This window comes from Caballeronia sp. LZ032, assembly GCF_031451315.1.
GTDB lineage: Bacteria > Pseudomonadota > Gammaproteobacteria > Burkholderiales > Burkholderiaceae > Caballeronia.
The window spans coordinates 178,661-197,436 of the sequence record NZ_JARUXP010000001.1 but is presented as its reverse complement, the minus strand read 5'-3'; the positions used below and the strand labels follow the sequence as shown (position 1 = coordinate 197,436).

Genomic DNA, 18,776 nt, shown 5'->3' with positions numbered 1-18,776 from the left:
CGGTGCGCGGCCTGCGAGCTTACCGCAAGCCGCCCGATCACACCTGAATGGCTTCCGGGTCGGTCTTTTCAAGCTCGACCGATGCGGCCAGGAGCCCCAGCCGCGCCACCACGCCATACATGTAGAAGCGGTTCGGCGGCGCGGCGCCGGGCTTCGCGTGGGTGTCCGGCAACGCCGTGTGCTCGAAGCCGAGCGGCACGAAATGCATGCCCGGCGCGTTGAGGTTCTGGTCGCGCTCGCGCGATTCGTGCACCCGGTAAAAGCCGCCGACCACATAGCGGTCGATCATGTACACGACCGGCTCGGCCACCGCGTTCTCGACGCGCTCAAAGGTGTGCACGCCTTCCTGCACGATCACGTCGTGCACCTGCAAGCCTTCCTTCGCGTCGTTCATGCGGACGCGCTCGCGCTTGGTCAGCGCCGCGACCTCGCTGGCGTCGTGCACCGTCATCACGCCCTTGCCGTAGGTGCCGGCATCCGCCTTGATGACCACGTACGGCTTCTCGCTGATGCCGTACTCGCGATACTTCTTCGCGATCTTCTTGAGCACGCCGTCGATGGCATCAGCCAGCGCTTCCTCGCCGGTGCGCGCCTCGTAATCCACGCCTTCCACATGCGCGAAGTACGGATTCACCATCCACGGATCGATCTCGACCAGCTTCGAGAACTTCTTCGCGACGTCGTCATAGCAGGAAAAGTGCGTCGACTTGCGCCGCACCGCCCAGCCCGCGTGCAGCGGCGGCAACAGATACTGCTCGTGCAGGTTCTCCAGCACGGGCGGGATGCCGGCCGAGAGATCGTTGTTCAGCAGGATCGAGCACGGGTCGAAGTTCTTCAGGCCGAGACGTCGCGGCGTGCGTTCGAGCGGTTCGAGCACGATCTTCTGGCCGTCCGCGAGCGCGATGGTCACCGGGCCATGAATGTTTTCATCGAGCGTGCCGAAGCGGATGTTGAGCCCCGCCTGTCGCATGATGAGCGCGAGACGCGCGACGTTCTCCAGATAGAACGCGTTGCGCGTGTGGCGCTCGGGAATCACGAGCAGATTCTTCGCGTCCGGACAGATCTTCTCGATCGACGCCATCGCCGCCTGCACCGCAAGCGGCAGCACTTCCTGCGGGAGATTGTTGAAGCCGCCGGGAAACAGGTTGGTGTCGACGGGCGCGAGCTTGAACCCCGCGTTGCGCAGGTCGACCGAACAGTAAAACGGCGGCGTGTGCTCCTGCCATTCAAGCCGGAACCACCGTTCGATGGCGGGCATGGCCTCGAGGATTTTCCGCTCGAGGTCGAGCAGCGGGCCATTCAACGCCGTGACTAAATGCGGAACCATGTAGTACTCGCAGTGCGTTTTGCGTATGACCGGAAAGGCGCTCAAGCCCCCGCCGGCCGATACAGGGGAGCGAAGATTGTAGAGCAATTGCCTTGCCCAATTGGGGATGAACCGGCAATTGGCAAGGTTTCCCGGGCTTGATCCGCCGGCCTTCCGGGCCCGATGCGCCGCAATCCGCCCCGCTCCCATGGACGAAACCCCGACGCGCGCCCGAGGCAAAAAAATGCCCGCCTGAAAGGGCGGGCAAAGTCGCTGCGCTCATACCTTTGCGCTGGCCGGACGTCCTCTCGCGACGTCCGGCAAACCTCGTTGTTACTCGACGTGTTCGCCGTGCAGCGTGACGTCGAGACCCTCACGTTCCTGTTCTTCGGTGACGCGCAGCCCCATCGTCATGTCGATGACCTTCAGCAGGATGAAGCTCACCACGCCGCTGTAGATCAGCGTGACGAGCACGCCCTTGGCCTGGACCAGCAGGCTGCCGTCGAAGCCGCCGATGTCCTTGACCGCGAACACGCCCGTCAGCAACGCGCCGATGATGCCGCCCACGCCGTGCACGCCGAACGCATCGAGCGAGTCGTCGTAGTTGAACTTGTGCTTGAGCCAGGTGGCCGACCAGAAGCAGACCACGCCCGCCACGATGCCGATCACGATCGCGCCCGTCACGCCGACAAAGCCCGACGCCGGCGTCACCGCCACCAGGCCGGCAACCGCGCCCGAGATGATGCCCAGCACGGACGGCTTGCCCTTGGTGATCCACTCCGCGAACATCCAGCCGAAAGCGGCGAAGGCGGTGGCGATCTGCGTCGTGAGCATCGCGAAGCCGGCACGGCCGTCAGCCGCGACCGCCGAACCCGCGTTGAAGCCGAACCAGCCCACCCACAGCATCGATGCGCCGATCAGCGACAGCACCAGGTTGTGCGGCGCCATCACTTCGCGGCCGTAGCCGACGCGCTTGCCGAGCACCAGACAGCACATCAGGCCCGCGATACCGGCGTTGATGTGAACCACGGTGCCGCCGGCGAAGTCGAGCACGCCCGCCGATGCGAGCCAGCCGGTCGGTTCCCAGACCATGTGGGCGATCGGCGAGTAGACGATCAGCGACCACAGCGTCATGAACACGAGCATCGCCGAGAACTTCATGCGGTCGGCAAACGCACCGGTGATGAGCGCCGGCGTGATGATCGCGAAGGTCAGCTGGAACGCGAAGTAGACCGACTCCGGAATCGTCGAGGCGAGGTGGCTCACGGTGAGCGTCGTCGCCTTGTCGCCCTTGATGTAGGCCATGCCGTGCAGGAACACGCGCGAGAAGCCGCCCAGGAACGAACCGCCCGGCGTGAACGCGATGCTGTAGCCGACCACGGTCCAGATGATCGTGATCAGGCAGCAGATCGCGAAGCTCTGCATCGCGGTCGCGAGCACGTTCTTCTTGCGGACCATGCCGGCGTAGAACAGCGCGAGGCCCGGAATCGTCATGAACAGCACGAGGGCCACCGAAGTCAGCATCCACGCGGTATCGCCCGCGCTGATCTTCGACGAATCGACCATGAACGGCTCGGTCGGCGCCGCAGGCGCGGCGTCCGAGGCGCCGGAAGCCGCCGCGGCCGCTTCAGCCGACGAGGCCATCGCCGTGTTGGCGGAAGCCGGTGCGCTGGCGGCAGTGTCCGACGACGCGGGCGCCGAGGCCGCGGCCGGAGCCGACGCGTCCTGCGCGAGAGCGGTGCCGACATTCGCGCCGATCAGCGCGCCCGCCACCATCAGTGACATCAAAAAATTACGCATTCTTCTGGTTCCTCTTATCGCCAATTTCTTCTTAGAGCGCGTCGGCGCCGGTCTCGCCGGTGCGGATGCGGATAACTTGTTCGATTGCGGTGACGAAGATCTTGCCGTCGCCGATCTTGCCGGTGCGCGCGGCGCGTTCGACAGCTTCGATCGCCTGGTCGACGATGTCATCCGACACGGCGGCCTCGATCTTCACTTTCGGCAGGAAGTCGACGACGTATTCCGCGCCACGGTAGAGCTCGGTGTGGCCCTTCTGCCGGCCGAAGCCTTTCACCTCGGTCACCGTGATGCCCGAGACGCCGATGGCCGAGAGCGCTTCACGCGCTTCGTCCAGCTTGAACGGCTTGATGATTGCGGTAATGAGCTTCATGTATCCCTCGCGGTGGTGTGCTGATCCTTCGTTGCCTTCTGAAGCGGGATGCGCCGGGTGTTACCGCCATGTCCGCAGGTCCACGCCGCCGGGAGCAGCGTGCCGAAAAGGTCGCGCCAGTTATGCAACTCGTATGCCATGCGAGTGTTCATGCGGGTTTGCGCGATTTTCCGAAACGCGAGGGCAGAGCCTCGGCCGAACGGCCAGCGCGCGCCGCGCCTGCTGGCGTCGAGGTTGGTTCATTGCTAGAGTGGCCTCGAAGTCCCGCAAAAAGGGGCACGGGCGGGATACGCGAGGCGCTGCGGCGCTAAAATCGCGGCGCCTTGAAGGTGCGCCGAGGCGTGGCGGCGTCAAAGCCGGTACGCACCAAAATCGACCATTCGATTATTCGGGGCACTGACCTAACAATGAATGCACTATTCCTGTGCAAAGAAGGGAGCAACGATGAAACAGCCCAACGACGTTTTCAACGATCTGCAGCAGAAGATGAGCGATCTCTTCAAGAATTCGCCGGCCAAGGACGTCGAACGAAACATGAAGGCCATGCTGTCGCAGGGCTTTTCGAAGCTTGATCTCGTGACCCGCGAGGAGTTCGACACGCAGACGCAGGTGCTGATGCGCACGCGCGCGCGGCTGGAAGAACTCGAGAAGCGCGTCGCGCAGCTCGAGCAGCGTCTTGCTGGCGGGAGCGGAGGCAGCACCGCGCAGGACTGAGGCTCCTCACTCCTCACCCGCGTATCCCGGCCAGCGAGCCGTCAGTTCCCAGATGTGTTGCCGGCGCGTGTGCCGCGCCGTTTCAGGTGAAATCATGTCGCTTGCCGTGGTACGCAGCCGCGCGCCCGCTCCTGGGCGCGCGCCGGAAGTCGTCGTCGAAGTCCATCTCGCCAACGGGTTGCCGTCGTTCTCCATCGTCGGTCTGCCCGATCTCGAAGTCCGCGAAAGCCGCGAGCGCGTGCGCGCCGCGCTGCAGAACTGCGGCTTCGACTTTCCCGTACGCAGGATCACCGTCAATCTCGCGCCCGCCGATCTCCCGAAGGAGACGGGCCGCTTCGACCTGCCGATTGCGCTCGGCATTCTCGCCGCCAGTGGCCAGATTCCCGTTGAATCGCTCGAATCCCGCGAGTTCGCGGGCGAGCTGTCGCTCACCGGCGCGCTGCGCCCGATGCGCGGCGCGTTTGCCATGGTCTGCGGCGCCGCGCGCCAGCATGCGTCCGCACACGAGCGGGGCGAGCGCGTGCCGGAAATCTACGTGCCGCTCGCGAGCGCGGCGGAAGCGGCGCTCGTGCCAGGCATCGAGGTGTTCGGCGCCGCAGACTTGCCGGCGCTCTGCGCCCACCTGAACGGCGTGCCCGGCGCGCGCCTGCGTCCGGTGCAGGCCGCGTCGCTCGAACAGACGGCCGCGCCCGGTCCCGACCTTGCCGACGTCATCGGTCACCCGGCCGCCCGCCGCGCGCTCGAGGTCGCCGCGGCAGGCGGACATCATCTGTTGATGGTGGGCCCGCCCGGCGCGGGCAAGTCGATGCTCGCCGCCCGTCTGCCCGGCCTCCTGCCGCCGATGAGCGACGACGAAGCGCTCACCTCCGCTGCGATTCTCTCCGCCAGTTCCATCGGCTTTGCGCCCGAGCAGTGGCGGCAACGGCCGTTTCGCGCGCCGCATCACTCATCGAGTTCAGCTGCGCTCGTCGGCGGCCGCAATCCGCCGCAACCGGGCGAGATCACCCTCGCCCATCTCGGCGTGCTGTTTCTCGATGAAATCCCCGAGTTCGATCGCAAGGTGCTGGAAACCCTGCGCGAGCCGCTCGAAGTCGGTCACATCACCATCTCACGCGCCGCCCAGCAGGCGGACTTTCCTGCGGCGTGCCAGCTGATCGCGGCGATGAATCCGTGTCCCTGCGGCTGGCGCGGCGATCCGAGCGGCCGCTGCCGCTGCTCGCCGGAGGTCGCCACGCGCTATCTGCGCAAGCTGTCGGGGCCGTTGATGGACCGCATCGACATTCAGATCGAATTGCCCGCGCTGTCGCCGGCGGAATTGTCGGCGCGCAGCACTGCGCGCGGCGAATCGAGCGCCGTGGTCGCGGCGCGCGTGGCGGCGGCGCGCGAGATCCAGTTGCGGCGCCAGGGAAAGACCAATCGCGAACTGAGCGGCCGCGAAGCCGACGCACTCTGCCGCCCCGACGCCGACGGCGAAGCGCTGCTTCGCGCGGCCGGTGAGCGGTTCGGGTGGTCGGCGCGGGCGTACTACCGCGTGTTGAAAGTCGTGCGGACGATCGCCGATCTGGCCGGCGCCGACCGGCCCGACGCCGCGCATGTGGCAGAAGCCGTGCAATACCGGCGCGCCCTGTCGGCGGCCTGAGCGGGCCGAAACGCTCTGGTTCGGGGCTCGTAAGGCAGAAACATGCTTGTCAAGACTTGACTTATGCACATTGGAGCGATCCGGGACCGATGTTTGTCTGATCAAACCCCGGAAACAACGTTTCTGCACAGACTATTGATTTTATTGAATTATTTAACTTGCCGCGAACGCAGGCAAAGTAACGTAAACCGCATCAATCGGGCATGTGCGCGTAAACGTAAGCTGTTTTCCACATAGTTATCCACAGACACTGTGGATAGTGCAAAAAACCCATATGAATCCGTCGATTAGCTTCCAAACTTGCGACGGAACTTTCAGTCCGGAAGCGGAACTAAGCCGCCTCCGTTGTCAGTGAATGCTGAATTCGAGGGTTCCCTCTAAAACAGCTTGAACGACGAAAAGAACTGATCTGACTGCTCGGCCGGCGGCATTTTGTCCCCGACGATCGCGACTTGATAAACGTGCGCACCGCGCGCCACGAAGCGGGCGTGAATGGTTCGCGCCTCGCGCTTGGCGCCGCTCTCGCCCTGAACTTCGATCTCGCTTCCGGGGACGTGGCCGCCCATGGCGAGGTCGATCTGTGCATCGCGTGTGGCAGGCCGCGCGTTCACGTTGCGCGCCAGTCCCGCCTGGAGAAAGTCCAGCGCGGCGCGCTGCAGGGCCGGATCCGAACTTGGCAGCACTACGGTGCCGACGGCGAACACGGCGTCGTTGGCCTCGGCGGTCTGCATGCGCATCGTCATCGCCTGGCCGGCAATTTCGATCTTGCGTTCGTCCGAACGCGGCTTCGCAGGCAGGGTGACTTCGTAGCCATCGTCGTTGTTCATGATGGTGCGCCAGTCGTAGGCGGGCGTGCAGGCCAGCAGCGCGCCGCATGCGACAGAAGCGCACACCACGGCACGCATCGTCCGGCCAGCGAAGAGATTCGTATGGCGGAAATTCGAGAGAGAAAACCTGCCGGACAGAGGGAAAGCTCGCTTCATGGAAGACTCGTGGAAAACTCGTGCGTGAAAACCTTCATTATCTCGCGCTGATCCCGGGCCTATCGGCGCGTCACGACTCCATCCCGAAAACGGCGCTAGAATACGCAGCACTTCCCCGTGCGGCCGCGCCAGTCTCCGGCGCCGTTTCCGGCAATCCGAGGTTCACATGTCCCAAGCCACGCAAGACTCATCCAGGCGCGCCAAAGGCCCGCTGCGCTATATCGCGATGGCGCTCGTCGCGGGCGTCATCGCCGGCACCGGCTATTTCGCCTTCGGCGGCCAGCAGAAGGTGCCGGACGCGACCTTCACGCTGCTGTCCGGGCAGAAGGTCTCCACTCAGGGCGATCTGAAGGGCAAGGTCTATCTCGTCAATTTCTGGGCGACGAGCTGCGAGACCTGCATGAAGGAAATGCCCGACATGATCAACACGTACAACAAGTTCAAGGGGCGCGGACTGGAATTCGTCGCGGTCGCGATGAACTACGACGCGCCAATGTACGTGACCAATTACGCGCAGACGCGCAATCTGCCGTTCAAGGTGGCGATGGACGACGGCAGCGTCGCCAAGCAGTTCGGCAATGTGCAATTGACGCCGACCACCTTCGTCATCGACAAGAACGGCAAGATCCTCAAGCGCTATGTCGGCGAGCCGACTTTCGCGGAACTGGATCAACTGCTCGACAAGGCGCTCAGCGCAGCCTGAGCAGAGCCACCGCCTGGCATGCGACGCCCGCTTAAGTCCAGCGGGCGTTTTTCTTTTCAGCGCTCCGCCGCCTCTCCCTTCACCACGATCCCAAACCGCTTGATCTTCTCGTAGAGCGTCGCCTTGCCGAGTTGCAGCCGGTCCGCCGCCACCGCGACCACGCCGCCGCAGTGCTCCAGCGCTTCCGTGATCACCGCGCGCTCGAACAGCTCGGTGCGCTCCTTCAGCGATTGTGTCGACGGTTCCAGCGCGGCCGCGCCGCCGTCGTCGAGAATGCCCAGCACCATGCGGTCCGCCGCGTTGCGCAGTTCGCGCACGTTGCCGGGCCAGTCGCGCTGCATCAGTTCCGCGCGCTGCCGATCCGTGATGAGCGGCGCGGGCCGCTCGTAGCGCACCGCGGCATCGAGCAGGAAATGCTCGAACAGCGGCACGATGTCTTCGCGCCGTTCGTTGAGCGGGGGCAGCGTGATGGTCACGACGTTCAGGCGGTACAGCAAGTCGCGCCGGAACGTGCCGTCGGTGACGAGTTCGTTCATGTCGCCCTTCGCCGCCGCGATGACGCGCAGGTTCGCCCGCACCGGCTGGTTCGAGCCGAGCCGCTCCAGCACGCCGTCCTGCAGCACGCGCAGCAGCTTCACTTGCAGCGAGAGCGGCATGCTTTCGATTTCGTCGAGAAACAGCGTGCCGCCCGAGGCGGCTTCCAGCTTGCCGATACGCCGCTTCTGCGCGCCCGTGAAAGCGCCGGCTTCATAGCCGAACATCTCCGATTCGAACATCTGCTCCGGCAACGCACCGCAATTCACCGCGATGAAGGGTTTGTCGCGACGCGGCGACATCTCGTGCAGGCTCCGCGCGATCAGCTCCTTGCCCGCGCCGGTATCGCCGTTGATGAGCACGGACGCGTCCGTCGGCGCGATGTTCGCGATCAGCTGGCGCACCTGCCCGATCGCCGGACTGCGCCCGATGATGCGGCTCTGTCCCGCCAGCTCGCGCCGCAGCGCCTGGTTTTCGAGCACCAGCGACCGCCGCTCCAGCGCGCGGCGCACCGCTTCGATCAGGCGCTCGGAGGCAAACGGCTTCTCGATGAAGTCATAGGCGCCGTCGCGCATCGCCTGCACGGCCATCGATATGTCGCCGTGACCGGTGACGAGGATCACGGGCACTTCCGGCGCGCGTTCGCGGCATTGCGCGAGCAGGTCAAGACCGCTCGCGCCCGGCAGGCGGATGTCGCTGACGATCACGCCCGGAAAGTTCGCGACGATCAGGCGCTCCGCAGCCTCGACGCTGCCGTGCCCGGTCACGTCGAAGCCCGCGAGTTGCAGACTCTGCACGCTGGCGCGCCGCACGAGTTCGTCGTCTTCGATGAAGATCACCTGCAAACCGGTGGTCATGTCTTGCTCCAGCTAGAGGTTGCGCGGCACGTTCACGCGCGCCGCAGCGTCAGTACGAACTCCGCGCCATGCGAATGATCGGCATCGGCCTGCGTGCCGCCCTCGGGACCGTCCGCGACGATCGGCGCCTCGCGATTGCGCGCGGCCAGCGTGCCGCCGTAATCGCGCGCGATCGCCGATGAAATCGCCAGGCCGAGGCCCAGCCCCTGGCCCATTTCCTTGGTCGTGAAGAACGGCTCGAAGAGGCGCGGCAGGGCGTCGGCGGGAATGCCGGGACCATTGTCGCGCACCGTGAGTTCGATCGACCCGGCGCGCGCATCGAGTTCGATGACGATGCGCGGCCGGTCGCACGACGCCACCGCGTCCAGCGCATTGCCGACCAGATTGATCAGCACCTGCTCCAGCCGCAGATCCTCGCAGCGCACGAACTGCGGCGGGCTGTCGCCGTCGAGCTCCGGCGCGATGTCGACCGTGACGTGCTTCATGCGCGGACGCAACATCGAGAACACGTTGCGCAGCGCGCGCGCCACGTCGGCGCGCGCGTTCTTCGGCCGCGCCTTGGTGACGAACAGCTTGAGCTGGTTCGTGATGTTGCCCATGCGCTCCGTCAGCGCGGCGATCGCTTCGAGATTCTCGCGCGCCGCCACCTGCTCGCCCCGCTCGATCAGCACGCGGGTGTTGTCGGAAAAGCTGCGCAACGCGGCGAGCGGCTGATTCAGTTCATGCGTGATGCCCGCCGCCATCTGACCGAGCGCGGCGAGCTTGCTCGCCTGGATGAGCTCGTCGTGGGCGGCGCGCAGGTCCTGTTCCGCGCGGGTGCGTTCGGCCACTTCCTTGGTCAGCTGCGCGTTGGCCTGCGAGAGGTCCGCCGTGCGTTCCGCGACGCGCTGGTTCAGTTCGGCATACGCGGTCTGCAGCAGTCCGCGGCTGCGGATCATCTCGCGCACGCGCGCGCGCCGCATGCGCCAGTAGAACGCGAGCAGGCACAGCGAGACAAATACGAGCGCGGTGACGATCACGGCGTTCTGCGCGGCGCTTTCTACGGGATCGAGCGCGGCCATCGTGATGAGCTGCCAGTCGGGCTCGCCGATCGAACGATGGGTCGCGAGGAACGCCGGCGCATTGCGGCCGCCGCCCACGCGCACGATCTGCGCGCCGCCTTCGAGCGTCTTCACGATGCTGAGCGGCAGCGGCGTGATGGCCTGCTGCGCGTACTGGCGCGTCGCGTACACCGAGGCCTCGACGTTCTGCGGCAGCGGCCGCACCGTGTGGTACTTCCAGCCCGGCACCGACGAAAGAAAGATGACGCCGTGATCGTCGGTGACGATGAGCGGTTCCGACGCATCCGCGCCTTGCAGCCACTCCAGATTGAGCTTCACGACCACGACGCCGACGACCTCCTTCGTGCCTTCGCGATACACCGGCTGCGAGATGTAGTAGCCGGGTTCGGTCGAGATGGTGCCGATGCCGAAGAAGCGGCCGACGCCGCCCTTCATCGCGTCGATGAAATACGGCCGGAAGTTGTAGTCCACGCCGACGAAGCTGTCGGCCCCGTTCCAGTTGCTGGCGGCCACGCAGATGCCGTTGGCGCGGATCAGATAGGTGACGGTGGCGTGCGCGCGCGCGTTGAGGTCTTCGAGGTACCGGTCGGCACGTTCGACGCGCGCCGCATCGGGATGATCGAGCACGTCCTGCACGACCGGATGCCGCGACAGCAGGTACGGCAGATATTCGTAGCGGTCGAGCGTGCTCTTGAGGGTATTGGTGGTGCGATCGACGCGCGCGGCCGCATTCAGCCGCAATTCGTCGGTGCCGCGTTGCCAGGCCACGTGCCACGTGAGCGCGCAGCACGCCATGAGCGCCGCGAAAAGCACGAAGAACACGAGGATGCGGCGCGTCACGTGGGCTGAGTCCCGCGAAAGAGGATCAACCATTGTGGCATACGCGCCCGCGAGATCCGGACCCGCAGACGACGGCGGCGAAGCGCTCGTGGAGTGAGGCTTCGCCGCTTGCATGATGACGTCGTCCGGAGGAAGGAGGCCTGAAGTGCCCGGGCCGGCTTAGACCGACTTCGCTTCTTCGACGTCGGTCACGTCGACGTCACGGGACAAGGCCGCTTTCAGCTTGCTGCGGTCGAGTTCCTTTTCCCATGCCGACACGACCACCGTCGCCACGCCGTTGCCGACGATGTTCGTCAGCGCGCGGCACTCCGACATGAAGCGGTCGATGCCGAGAATCAGCACCATGCCCGCGAGCGGAATGGTCGGCACGACGGCCAGCGTCGCCGCCAGCGTGATGAAGCCCGCGCCGGTCACGCCGCTCGCGCCCTTCGAGGTCAGCATCGTGACCGCGAGCAGCGTCAGTTGCTGGCCCCACGAGAGATCCGTGTTGGTCGCCTGGGCGATGAACAGCACGGCCATCGTCATGTAGATGTTGGTGCCGTCGAGGTTGAACGAGTAGCCGGTCGGCACCACGAGACCCACCACCGAGCGCGAGCAGCCGAGCTTTTCGAGCTTGAGCATCAGTTGCGGCAGCGCGGCTTCCGACGACGACGTGCCGAGCACGATCAGCATCTCTTCCTTGATGTACGCAACGAACTTCAGGATGTTGAAGCCGACCATGCGGGCGATGGCGCCGAGCACGAAGACCACGAACACGATGGAGGTGAGATAGAAGGTGCCGATGAGCTTGAGCATCGGCAGCAGCGAACCGATGCCGTACTTGCCGATGGTGAACGCCATCGCGCCGAACGCACCGATCGGCGCGAGCTTCGTGATGATGCCGACCATGCCGAACAGGATGCTCGACAGGCCTTCGATGAAGTTCGTCACCACCTTGCCGCGCTCGCCGACGTGCGTGAGCACCGCGCCGAACAGCAGCGCGATCAGCAGGATCTGCAGGATTTCACCTTGCGAGAACGCCGAGACCAGCGTGTCCGGGATGATGTGCATGAAGAAGTCGACGGTGCTCTGGCCGTGCGCCTTGGTCGCGAAGGAATCGACGGCCTTGTGGTCGAGCGTGGCCGGATCGACGTTGAAGCCGACGCCCGGACGCAGCAAGTGCGTCGCGGCGAGGCCGAGGATCAGCGCGAAGGTCGAGACGATTTCGAAGTACAGCAGCGCCTTGCCGCCGACGCGCCCCACCTTCTTCATGTCTTCCATGCCGGCGATGCCGGTGACGACGGTACAGAAGATGATCGGACCGATCACCATCTTGATGAGCTTGATGAAGGCGTCGCCGAGCGGCTTCATGTCGGTGGCGAGCGCGGGATAGAAGTGCCCGAGCGCGATGCCGATGATGATGGCCACGATCACCTGCACGTACAGGATTTTATGGAGAGGTTTTTTCACGATGTTTCCAGGCAATAACCAGCAGTTGGCGGGAAGTCAGCCAGCGGCGAGCGTGACGTGCGGGAGGATTCGTCCGTGCGCGGTGAAGCTTCGAGGGATGCGTCCGGTGAATCGCGCCGCAAGGGCGTTTAGCCGCTTCGTCGACGAATTCAGGGACGTTGGGATGCGAGAGGGGTCATCGGCTTGTCTCCTTGACTTTTATGGGCGGCTCATGGGCCGTGCCTTTCTGATTGCAAGGGTGATGCCAGGATTGATTCTTCTATAAGCCGCTGATTTTTATAGCTTATTTTTAGCGGCGGCACGCGCGGAATCCGGTATTCCGGAAATCCGGAATCAAGGCGTCCGGCGATCCGGACAGGATTCAACGGTCAAATGCGTTGCGTGCCGGGCTTTCTCCGCACAAACAAAAAACCCACGGTTTCCCGTGGGTTTTTTTCGAAGCGCATAAACAGGCTTAAACCACCCCCGCTCCATGCGCCTGAAGATCCGCGTGATAACTCGATCGCACCATCGCGCCGACCGCCGCATGCGTGAAGCCCATCTTGTAGGCCTCTTCCTCGTACATCTTGAACGTATCCGGATGGACGTATGCACGCACCGGCAAGTGATGCTCCGACGGTTGCAGATACTGGCCGATCGTCAGCATGTCCACGTCGTGGGCGCGCAGGTCGCGCATCACCTGGAGGATTTCCTCTTCCGTCTCGCCGAGTCCGACCATCAGGCCCGACTTCGTCGCCACTTCCGGATGCAGCGCCTTGAAGTCCTTCAGCAGCTTGAGCGAATGGTGATAGTCCGAACCCGGACGCGCTTCCTTGTACAGGCGCGGCACGGTTTCGAGGTTGTGGTTCATCACGTCAGGCGGCGCGGCGGTCAGGATGTTGATCGCGCGATCCAGACGGCCGCGGAAGTCCGGCGTGAGAATCTCGATGCGCGTTTCCGGCGATTGCTCCCGCACCTGCCGGATGCATTCGACGAAGTGCGCCGCGCCGCCATCGCGCAGGTCGTCGCGATCCACCGACGTGATCACCACGTACTTCAGCTTCAGCGCACCGATGGTGCGGGCGAGGTTCGCCGGTTCGTCGGCATCGAGCGGATCCGGGCGGCCGTGACCGACGTCGCAGAACGGGCAGCGGCGCGTGCACTTGTCGCCCATGATCATGAAGGTCGCGGTGCCCTTGCCGAAGCATTCGCCGATGTTCGGGCAGCTCGCTTCCTCGCACACCGTGTGCAGGTTGTGCTCGCGCAGGATCTGCTTGATCTCGTTGAAGCGCGAATTGCCGGTCGCCGTGCGCACGCGGATCCATTCCGGCTTCTTGAGCTTCTCGATCGGGATGACCTTGATCGGAATGCGCGAGGTCTTGGCCTGCGCTTTCTGCTTCGCGGTGGCGTCGTAGGGCGCGGGAGAGGCCGAAGCAGCGGCGGTGTCGCCGGCCAGGTTTGCGGTTGCGTCAGTCATTCGGTCGATCCGGTGGTTGCAGCGGCAAATGCGGGGAGGCCGCCGATTTGATGCGCCAGCCGTTCGGCCAGCGTAAAGGCTACGTCGCGCCAGTCGGCCGCGACGCCGAGCGTCGCCATGTCGACCGTTTCGAGCCCCGCGTAGCCGCACGGGTTGATCGCGAGAAAGGGCTGCAGGTCCATGTTCACATTCAGGCTCACGCCGTGGTAGCTGCAGCCGTTGCGAATCTTGAGTCCGAGCGCCGCGATCTTCGCGCCCTCATGCAGTGCGTGCTGTTCGCGCAGACGACCGACCGCGCCCTGCGCCTCCGGACGTCCGGAGGGCTGCGCCACATAGATGCCGGGCGCGCCGGCCTTGCGGTCGGTCGCGAGATTATACGTCGCGAGCGTTTCGATCACGGCTTCCTCGATGCGCCGCACCAGCTCGCGCACCATCAGCTTGCGCCGGCGCAGATCGATCAGCAGATAGGCCACCACCTGCCCCGGACCGTGATACGTGATCTGTCCGCCGCGATCCACCTTGACGAGCGGAATACCGCTGTCGGCAAACAGCAAGTGCGCGGGATTGCCCGCCAGGCCGAGCGTGAACACCGGCGGATGTTCGACGAGCCAGATTTCGTCGGGCGTGTCGGGCGTGCGGGCGTCGGTGAACGCGCGCATCGCGTCGAAGCTGTGATCGTAGGATTCGAGCCCCAGCCAGCGCAGCGTGAACGGCCATTCACCGGCTTCGAGGGCGGTGTCGGACGTGTCGGCTGTGTCTTGTGGGAGGGCGAGCGGTGTGGCGGACATGATCCCGGTAGTTTACCGAAAGTGGATCATGCCCGCCGATGGTGAATTCGCATGCCTGCGATGACAAAACCGAATAGTTGCAGCACGCTTCAGACGGTGCGCCAGCCGGACCGGAAACGCTGCGCGAGCCGTTCGATGCCTGCCGACAGCCACTGGATCGCGCGTTCGTCGCAGCGCGGCACGATCGTGAAGACGACGTAAGCCGGCTGTTCGCCCTCCACCGACAGCCAGAGCCGCTCGCGTTCGCGCAACTTCAGGCTGTCGCCGGGTTCGAGCCAGTAGTCGTCGATGTCGTTGCTGCGCGTCGCCCAGACCGCGTTGCCCTGCACCGCGAGACGTGTGCCGCGGGCAATGCGCATCGGCACGGTTTCGCCGGGCTTGATTTCGAAGGTGACGCTTGTTGAAATTTCTCGCATGACCGACTCCGCCAAAGGAACGTTTCGATGACTACAATCCTAGGCGTGGCAAGGCATCAGGCAAAACGATCAATTTTCACCGCTATGTGAGCCAATTTGACAACGGACCCGGCGACCCTGCATATGGACCTGCGACAGCTTCCTGCGTTGAACGCTCTGCGCGCCTTCGAGACCGCCGCGCGTCACGAGAGTTTTTCCCGCGCCGCCGACGAACTCGTCGTCACGCACGGCGCCGTCAGTCACCAGATTCGCGCGCTGGAGGCCGAGCTCGGCGTGCCGCTCTTTGCCCGCGACGGCAAGCGCGTGCGGCTCACGGATCGCGGCCGGCAGTACGCCGCCGAAGTGCGCGCGGCGCTGCTCGCGCTCGCGGAATCCACCCGCCGCATCCGCTCGGGCGACCGCGACCGGCGGCTGATCGTGTCGATGCTGTCGTCGTTCGCGGCGCGCTGGCTGACGCCGCGCGTGGGCCGCTTCATCGAGAAGCATCCGGAGATCGACCTCGAACTGCTGTCGACGAACGCGCTCACCGACTTCAACCGCGACGACGTGGACGTCGCGATCCGCTTCGGCTACGGCAAGTACGCCGGCATCCATACGGAGGAACTGCTGGACGAAGTGTTCTTTCCGGCGTGCTCGCCGAATTTCCGCGGCGGCGACCTGCCGCGCGTGCCGGCCGATCTGGCCAGCCTGCCGCTGCTGCGCTCGGATGAAGAACTGTGGCGCCCATGGTTCGACGCGGCCGGGCTCACCGACCTGGCGGAGCCGAAGCGCGGCGTGTTGTATGAGGATTCGTCGAATCTGCTGCAGGCGGCAATCGACGGTCAGGGCATCGCACTCGTGCGCCGTTCGCTGTCGATGCAGGAGATTCTCGCGGGACGGCTCGTGCGCCTGTTCAACGTGGACGGACCGAGCCCGTGGAAGTATTTCTTCGTGTGCCCGCCCGCGCTGCTCGGAACGGCGCGGGTGCAGGCATTCAGGAACTGGGTGTTCGACGAGGCCGAGCAGTTCAGGCAGCTTTACGAGCGCACGCCCGCCGTCTGCGACGCCCCCGCCGGCAAGCTCAAAGCACTATCTTGACCATCGGATGGCCGGTCAGCGCGCGATAGATGTCGTCGAGATGGGCGCGATTCTGCGCCTTCACCGTGCAGGTGAGGCCCGTGTAATTGCCGCCCGACGACGGCCGGGTCTCGACGCGCGAGGCGTCGAAGTCCTGGTCGAACTGCTTCAGCACGCCGACGATCGTGTCCTGGAACTCGGGATGCGACTTGCCCATCACCTTGATCGGAAAGTCGCACGGGAAGTCGAACAGCTCGTCGGCGCTGTGCGCGGCGGAGTCGGTGGGATCGGTGGCTTGGGGCTTCGAATCTGGTTTCGTATCGGACATGATGTTCTCCTTCACTTCGCGCGCGGCGCCTCGTCGGCGAATTCGCGCGTCTTGGCCCGCTGGTAGGCCTCATACAGCGCAGCATAGACCGGACCGGGACGGCCGTCGCCGACGCGCGCGCCGTCCAGCGTCGTGACCGGCATCACTTCCTTGGTCGCGGAGCTGATCATGATTTCATCGGCGGAACGCAGTTCGGCTTCGCTGATGTTGCGTTCCTCGAAGGCAATCCCGGCGTCCTGCGCCAGCGTCTCGATCAGGCTGTAGCGAATGCCTTCCAGAATGCGCGGTCCGCGCGGCGCGCCCAGCAGCACACCCTGCTTCACGATCCACACGTTCGACGACGAGCCTTCGGTCAGCAGCCCGTCGCGCAGCTGGATGGTCTCCAGCGCATCGTGTTCGGCCGCGTGCTGCGCCATCAGCACGTTGCCGAGCAGCGAGGTCGACTTGATGTCGCAATGCAGCCAGCGCTTGTCCTCGGCGGTCACGGCCACGGCGCCTTGCGCGCGTTCGGCCGGGCTCGGGAACGCGAGCTTGCCGAGCATGACGAACACGGTCGGCGTGATGCCCGCCGGGAACGCATGGCCGCGCCGCTTGGCAACGCCGCGCGTCACCTGAATATAGACGAGCGCATCGCCCTCGCCCGGATTCTCGGCAACCACGCGGTCGATCAGCGCGCGCCAGCCCGCTCCGTCGAACGGATTGCCGATACGGATTTTCCCGAGGCTGCGCTCGAGCCGCGCGAGATGCTGCTTCAGCCTGAACGGCAAGCGCGGACCTGCGGCCTGTGCATAGAGCGGCACGACTTCATAGACGCCGTCGCCGAAGATGAAGCCCCGGTCGAGCACGGGAATGCGCGCTTCGGAAAGCGGACCCCATGCGCCGTTCAGATACACCGTGGGATCGAAATCGTCAGACTGGCTCATCGATACCGCTCCTCGTTCGTTCCGGCTTTACTTGCGCTTTTGCCACCACAGCAGCGCCGAATCCCACAGACGGCCGACCATGCCGGCTTCCGGCACGTCCTGCAGCGCGACCAGCGGGAACTGCGCGACTTCCTTGCCGTCGGCCATCATCTTCACCGAGCCGATCTGCTGGCCCTTCTTGATCGGCGCGACGATCAGCTGATCCTGCGTGACGGTCGGCTTGACCTTGTCGCCGAGACCCTTGGGCACGGTGATGTACTGATCCGTCGTCACGCCGGCCTGCACGTTGTTGGCCGCGCCCTTGTAGACGCGCGGCGACGCGATCACCTGATCCGCCTTGTACAGGCGCAGCGCGTCATACGCGGTGTAGCCGTAGTTGAGCATCTTCAGGCTGTCCTGCACCCGGTTGTGCTCTTTCGGCTCGCCCATCATCACCGACACCAGACGGCGGCTCGCATCGGGCACGCCCGCCAGCGGACGCTTCGCCGAAGCGATCAGGCAGTAGCCGGCGGCCTTCGTGTGGCCGGTCTTCAGGCCATCGACGGTCGGATCGAGCCACAGCAGGCGGTTGCGGTTCGGCTGCTTGATCTTGTTGTACGTGAAGTCCTTCACCGAGAAGATGCTGTAGTACTCGGGGAAGTCGCGGATCAGGCGTGCAGACAGCAGCGCGAGGTCGCCGGCCGTCGTGTAGTGCTGCGCGTCCGGCATGCCGTTCACGTCGGCATAGTTGGTGTGCGTCATGCCGATGCGCTTCGCCGTGGCGTTCATCAGCTGCACGAAGTTGCTCTCGCTGCCGCCGACCAGTTCCGCCAGCGCGATGGCCGCATCATTGCCCGACTGCACGATCATGCCGTACACGAGATCGTGCACGGTGACCGGCTTGTTCGCCTCGATGAACATGCGCGACTCGTCGGTCTTCACGCGGCGCACGGCCTCGCTTGGCATGACGGTCTGGTCCATGTTGATCTTCTTCGCCTTGAGCGCGTCGAAGACGAGGTAGGCGGTCATCAGCTTCGTGAGCGAAGCGGGCTCGACACGTTCGTCGGGATTGCCGGACGCGAGCACCTGGTTGCTGGTGGCGTCGACGAGCACCCACGAGTTCGCCGTCACATCGGGCGGCGGGACCTGCGCGTACGCACTCGCCGCGGCCAGCATGGCGGGCAGGACGAGAGCGGCTTTCGTGGAAACGGAGACAGACGGAAGAGACAGACCGGAAGGGACAAAGCGCATAGGATCGATCGGCGGAAAAAGCAGGCTGCGACGATGGCGATCGGGGATCGGATGATCGGCGAAGCACGGGTTGAACAGGCAGACCGTCGCTGTTGGTCGGGCCTTTCGCCATAACGGCGGCCATGACAGCGGCCATGGCAGCGGCGCTGCGGCAAAAAGCGCTCGTTCGACAGACGGAAGCGAAATCGGTTCTCGGAAGCCGGTGTTCCCGAAGGCCGCGACGCGCGCCGGAAGGCGTCGTGCGGCCGGGAGCAGCGAAAAAATTCTGCGCCATTATACGCGCGGGCTGCTTGCGTCTTCCTTCGAATCTGCGTGCTGGCCGC

At 64.9% G+C, this 18,776-nt stretch carries 17 protein-coding genes; 4 read left to right on the top strand and 13 right to left on the bottom strand.

Annotated elements, in window-relative coordinates:
* Positions 1 to 37 precede the first annotated feature (37 nt).
* The 3 genes from gshA to QCE69_RS00915 all read right to left on the bottom strand — a co-directional run bounded on the left by gshA (position 38) and on the right by QCE69_RS00915 (position 3,476).
* Positions 38 to 1,327 carry a glutamate--cysteine ligase gene (gshA, locus tag QCE69_RS00925; RefSeq protein ID WP_309807077.1) on the bottom strand — a complete coding sequence of 430 codons (1,290 nt, stop codon included), beginning with the start codon at positions 1,325 to 1,327 and terminating at the stop codon, positions 38 to 40.
* 312 nt (positions 1,328 to 1,639) lie between these two features.
* Positions 1,640 to 3,106, bottom strand: a complete 1,467-nt coding sequence (locus tag QCE69_RS00920; RefSeq protein WP_309913443.1) for an ammonium transporter — start codon at positions 3,104 to 3,106, stop codon at positions 1,640 to 1,642.
* 31 nt (positions 3,107 to 3,137) lie between these two features.
* On the bottom strand, positions 3,138 to 3,476 hold the full coding sequence (locus QCE69_RS00915; RefSeq protein ID WP_014190273.1) for a P-II family nitrogen regulator: 339 nt from the start codon (positions 3,474 to 3,476) through the stop codon (positions 3,138 to 3,140).
* A 444-nt stretch (positions 3,477 to 3,920) separates the two neighbouring features.
* Here QCE69_RS00915 and QCE69_RS00910 point away from each other — a divergent pair, with 444 nt between their 5' ends.
* Entirely contained in the window at positions 3,921 to 4,190 is a 270-nt protein-coding gene (locus QCE69_RS00910) for an accessory factor UbiK family protein (protein WP_309913440.1), read from the top strand.
* 94 nt (positions 4,191 to 4,284) lie between these two features.
* Entirely contained in the window at positions 4,285 to 5,829 is a 1,545-nt protein-coding gene (locus tag QCE69_RS00905) for a YifB family Mg chelatase-like AAA ATPase (RefSeq protein WP_309928974.1), read from the top strand.
* A gap of 377 nt (positions 5,830 to 6,206) precedes the next feature.
* Here QCE69_RS00905 and QCE69_RS00900 read toward each other — a convergent pair whose 3' ends face one another.
* The gene (locus QCE69_RS00900; protein WP_409021159.1) at positions 6,207 to 6,812 is read right to left on the bottom strand and encodes a hypothetical protein; all 606 of its coding nucleotides are present in this window, start codon (positions 6,810 to 6,812) and stop codon (positions 6,207 to 6,209) included.
* Positions 6,813 to 6,978: 166 nt separating this feature from the next.
* Here QCE69_RS00900 and QCE69_RS00895 point away from each other — a divergent pair, with 166 nt between their 5' ends.
* Positions 6,979 to 7,515, top strand: coding sequence for a TlpA disulfide reductase family protein (locus tag QCE69_RS00895; protein WP_309807071.1), 537 nt, complete (start codon positions 6,979 to 6,981; stop codon positions 7,513 to 7,515).
* A 56-nt stretch (positions 7,516 to 7,571) separates the two neighbouring features.
* On the opposite strand, the gene QCE69_RS00890 is transcribed toward QCE69_RS00895, so the two are convergent.
* The 6 genes from QCE69_RS00890 to QCE69_RS00865 form a co-directional block, all read right to left on the bottom strand.
* Positions 7,572 to 8,906 (bottom strand): sigma-54 dependent transcriptional regulator, encoded by a 1,335-nt coding sequence (locus QCE69_RS00890; RefSeq protein WP_309928972.1) that lies wholly within the window; start codon positions 8,904 to 8,906, stop codon positions 7,572 to 7,574.
* A 32-nt stretch (positions 8,907 to 8,938) separates the two neighbouring features.
* Complete coding sequence (locus tag QCE69_RS00885) at positions 8,939 to 10,921, bottom strand: ATP-binding protein (RefSeq protein ID WP_409021158.1); 1,983 nt, start codon at positions 10,919 to 10,921, stop codon at positions 8,939 to 8,941.
* A 45-nt stretch (positions 10,922 to 10,966) separates the two neighbouring features.
* Positions 10,967 to 12,256, bottom strand: coding sequence for a dicarboxylate/amino acid:cation symporter (locus tag QCE69_RS00880; RefSeq protein ID WP_309807068.1), 1,290 nt, complete (start codon positions 12,254 to 12,256; stop codon positions 10,967 to 10,969).
* Between the two features lie 454 nt (positions 12,257 to 12,710).
* Positions 12,711 to 13,712, bottom strand: a complete 1,002-nt coding sequence (gene lipA, locus QCE69_RS00875) for a lipoyl synthase (protein ID WP_309928968.1) — start codon at positions 13,710 to 13,712, stop codon at positions 12,711 to 12,713.
* Positions 13,709 to 14,500, bottom strand: a complete 792-nt coding sequence (lipB, locus tag QCE69_RS00870; protein WP_309928966.1) for a lipoyl(octanoyl) transferase LipB — start codon at positions 14,498 to 14,500, stop codon at positions 13,709 to 13,711. Before lipB ends, lipA begins: the two co-directional genes overlap by 4 nt.
* A gap of 89 nt (positions 14,501 to 14,589) precedes the next feature.
* Positions 14,590 to 14,916 (bottom strand): DUF2917 domain-containing protein, encoded by a 327-nt coding sequence (locus tag QCE69_RS00865; protein ID WP_309913419.1) that lies wholly within the window; start codon positions 14,914 to 14,916, stop codon positions 14,590 to 14,592.
* Between the two features lie 123 nt (positions 14,917 to 15,039).
* Between QCE69_RS00865 and QCE69_RS00860 the strand changes: the two genes are divergently transcribed.
* Positions 15,040 to 15,993, top strand: coding sequence for a transcriptional regulator GcvA (locus QCE69_RS00860; protein WP_309928964.1), 954 nt, complete (start codon positions 15,040 to 15,042; stop codon positions 15,991 to 15,993).
* Here the strand turns inward: QCE69_RS00860 and QCE69_RS00855 are convergent.
* Genes QCE69_RS00855 through QCE69_RS00845 form a run of 3 tightly spaced genes read right to left on the bottom strand, consistent with a single transcriptional unit; the run spans position 15,977 to position 18,453 of the window.
* Positions 15,977 to 16,300 carry a DUF493 family protein gene (locus QCE69_RS00855; protein WP_309830184.1) on the bottom strand — a complete coding sequence of 108 codons (324 nt, stop codon included), beginning with the start codon at positions 16,298 to 16,300 and terminating at the stop codon, positions 15,977 to 15,979. The two genes, QCE69_RS00860 and QCE69_RS00855, sit on opposite strands and share 17 nt — an antisense overlap.
* Before the next feature lie 11 nt (positions 16,301 to 16,311).
* Positions 16,312 to 17,223, bottom strand: a complete 912-nt coding sequence (locus QCE69_RS00850) for a D-amino acid aminotransferase (protein ID WP_309928962.1) — start codon at positions 17,221 to 17,223, stop codon at positions 16,312 to 16,314.
* Between the two features lie 27 nt (positions 17,224 to 17,250).
* Positions 17,251 to 18,453: a D-alanyl-D-alanine carboxypeptidase family protein gene (locus QCE69_RS00845; protein ID WP_309913408.1), complete on the bottom strand. Its 1,203-nt coding sequence runs from the start codon at positions 18,451 to 18,453 to the stop codon at positions 17,251 to 17,253.
* Between the last annotated feature and the right edge of the window lie 323 nt (positions 18,454 to 18,776).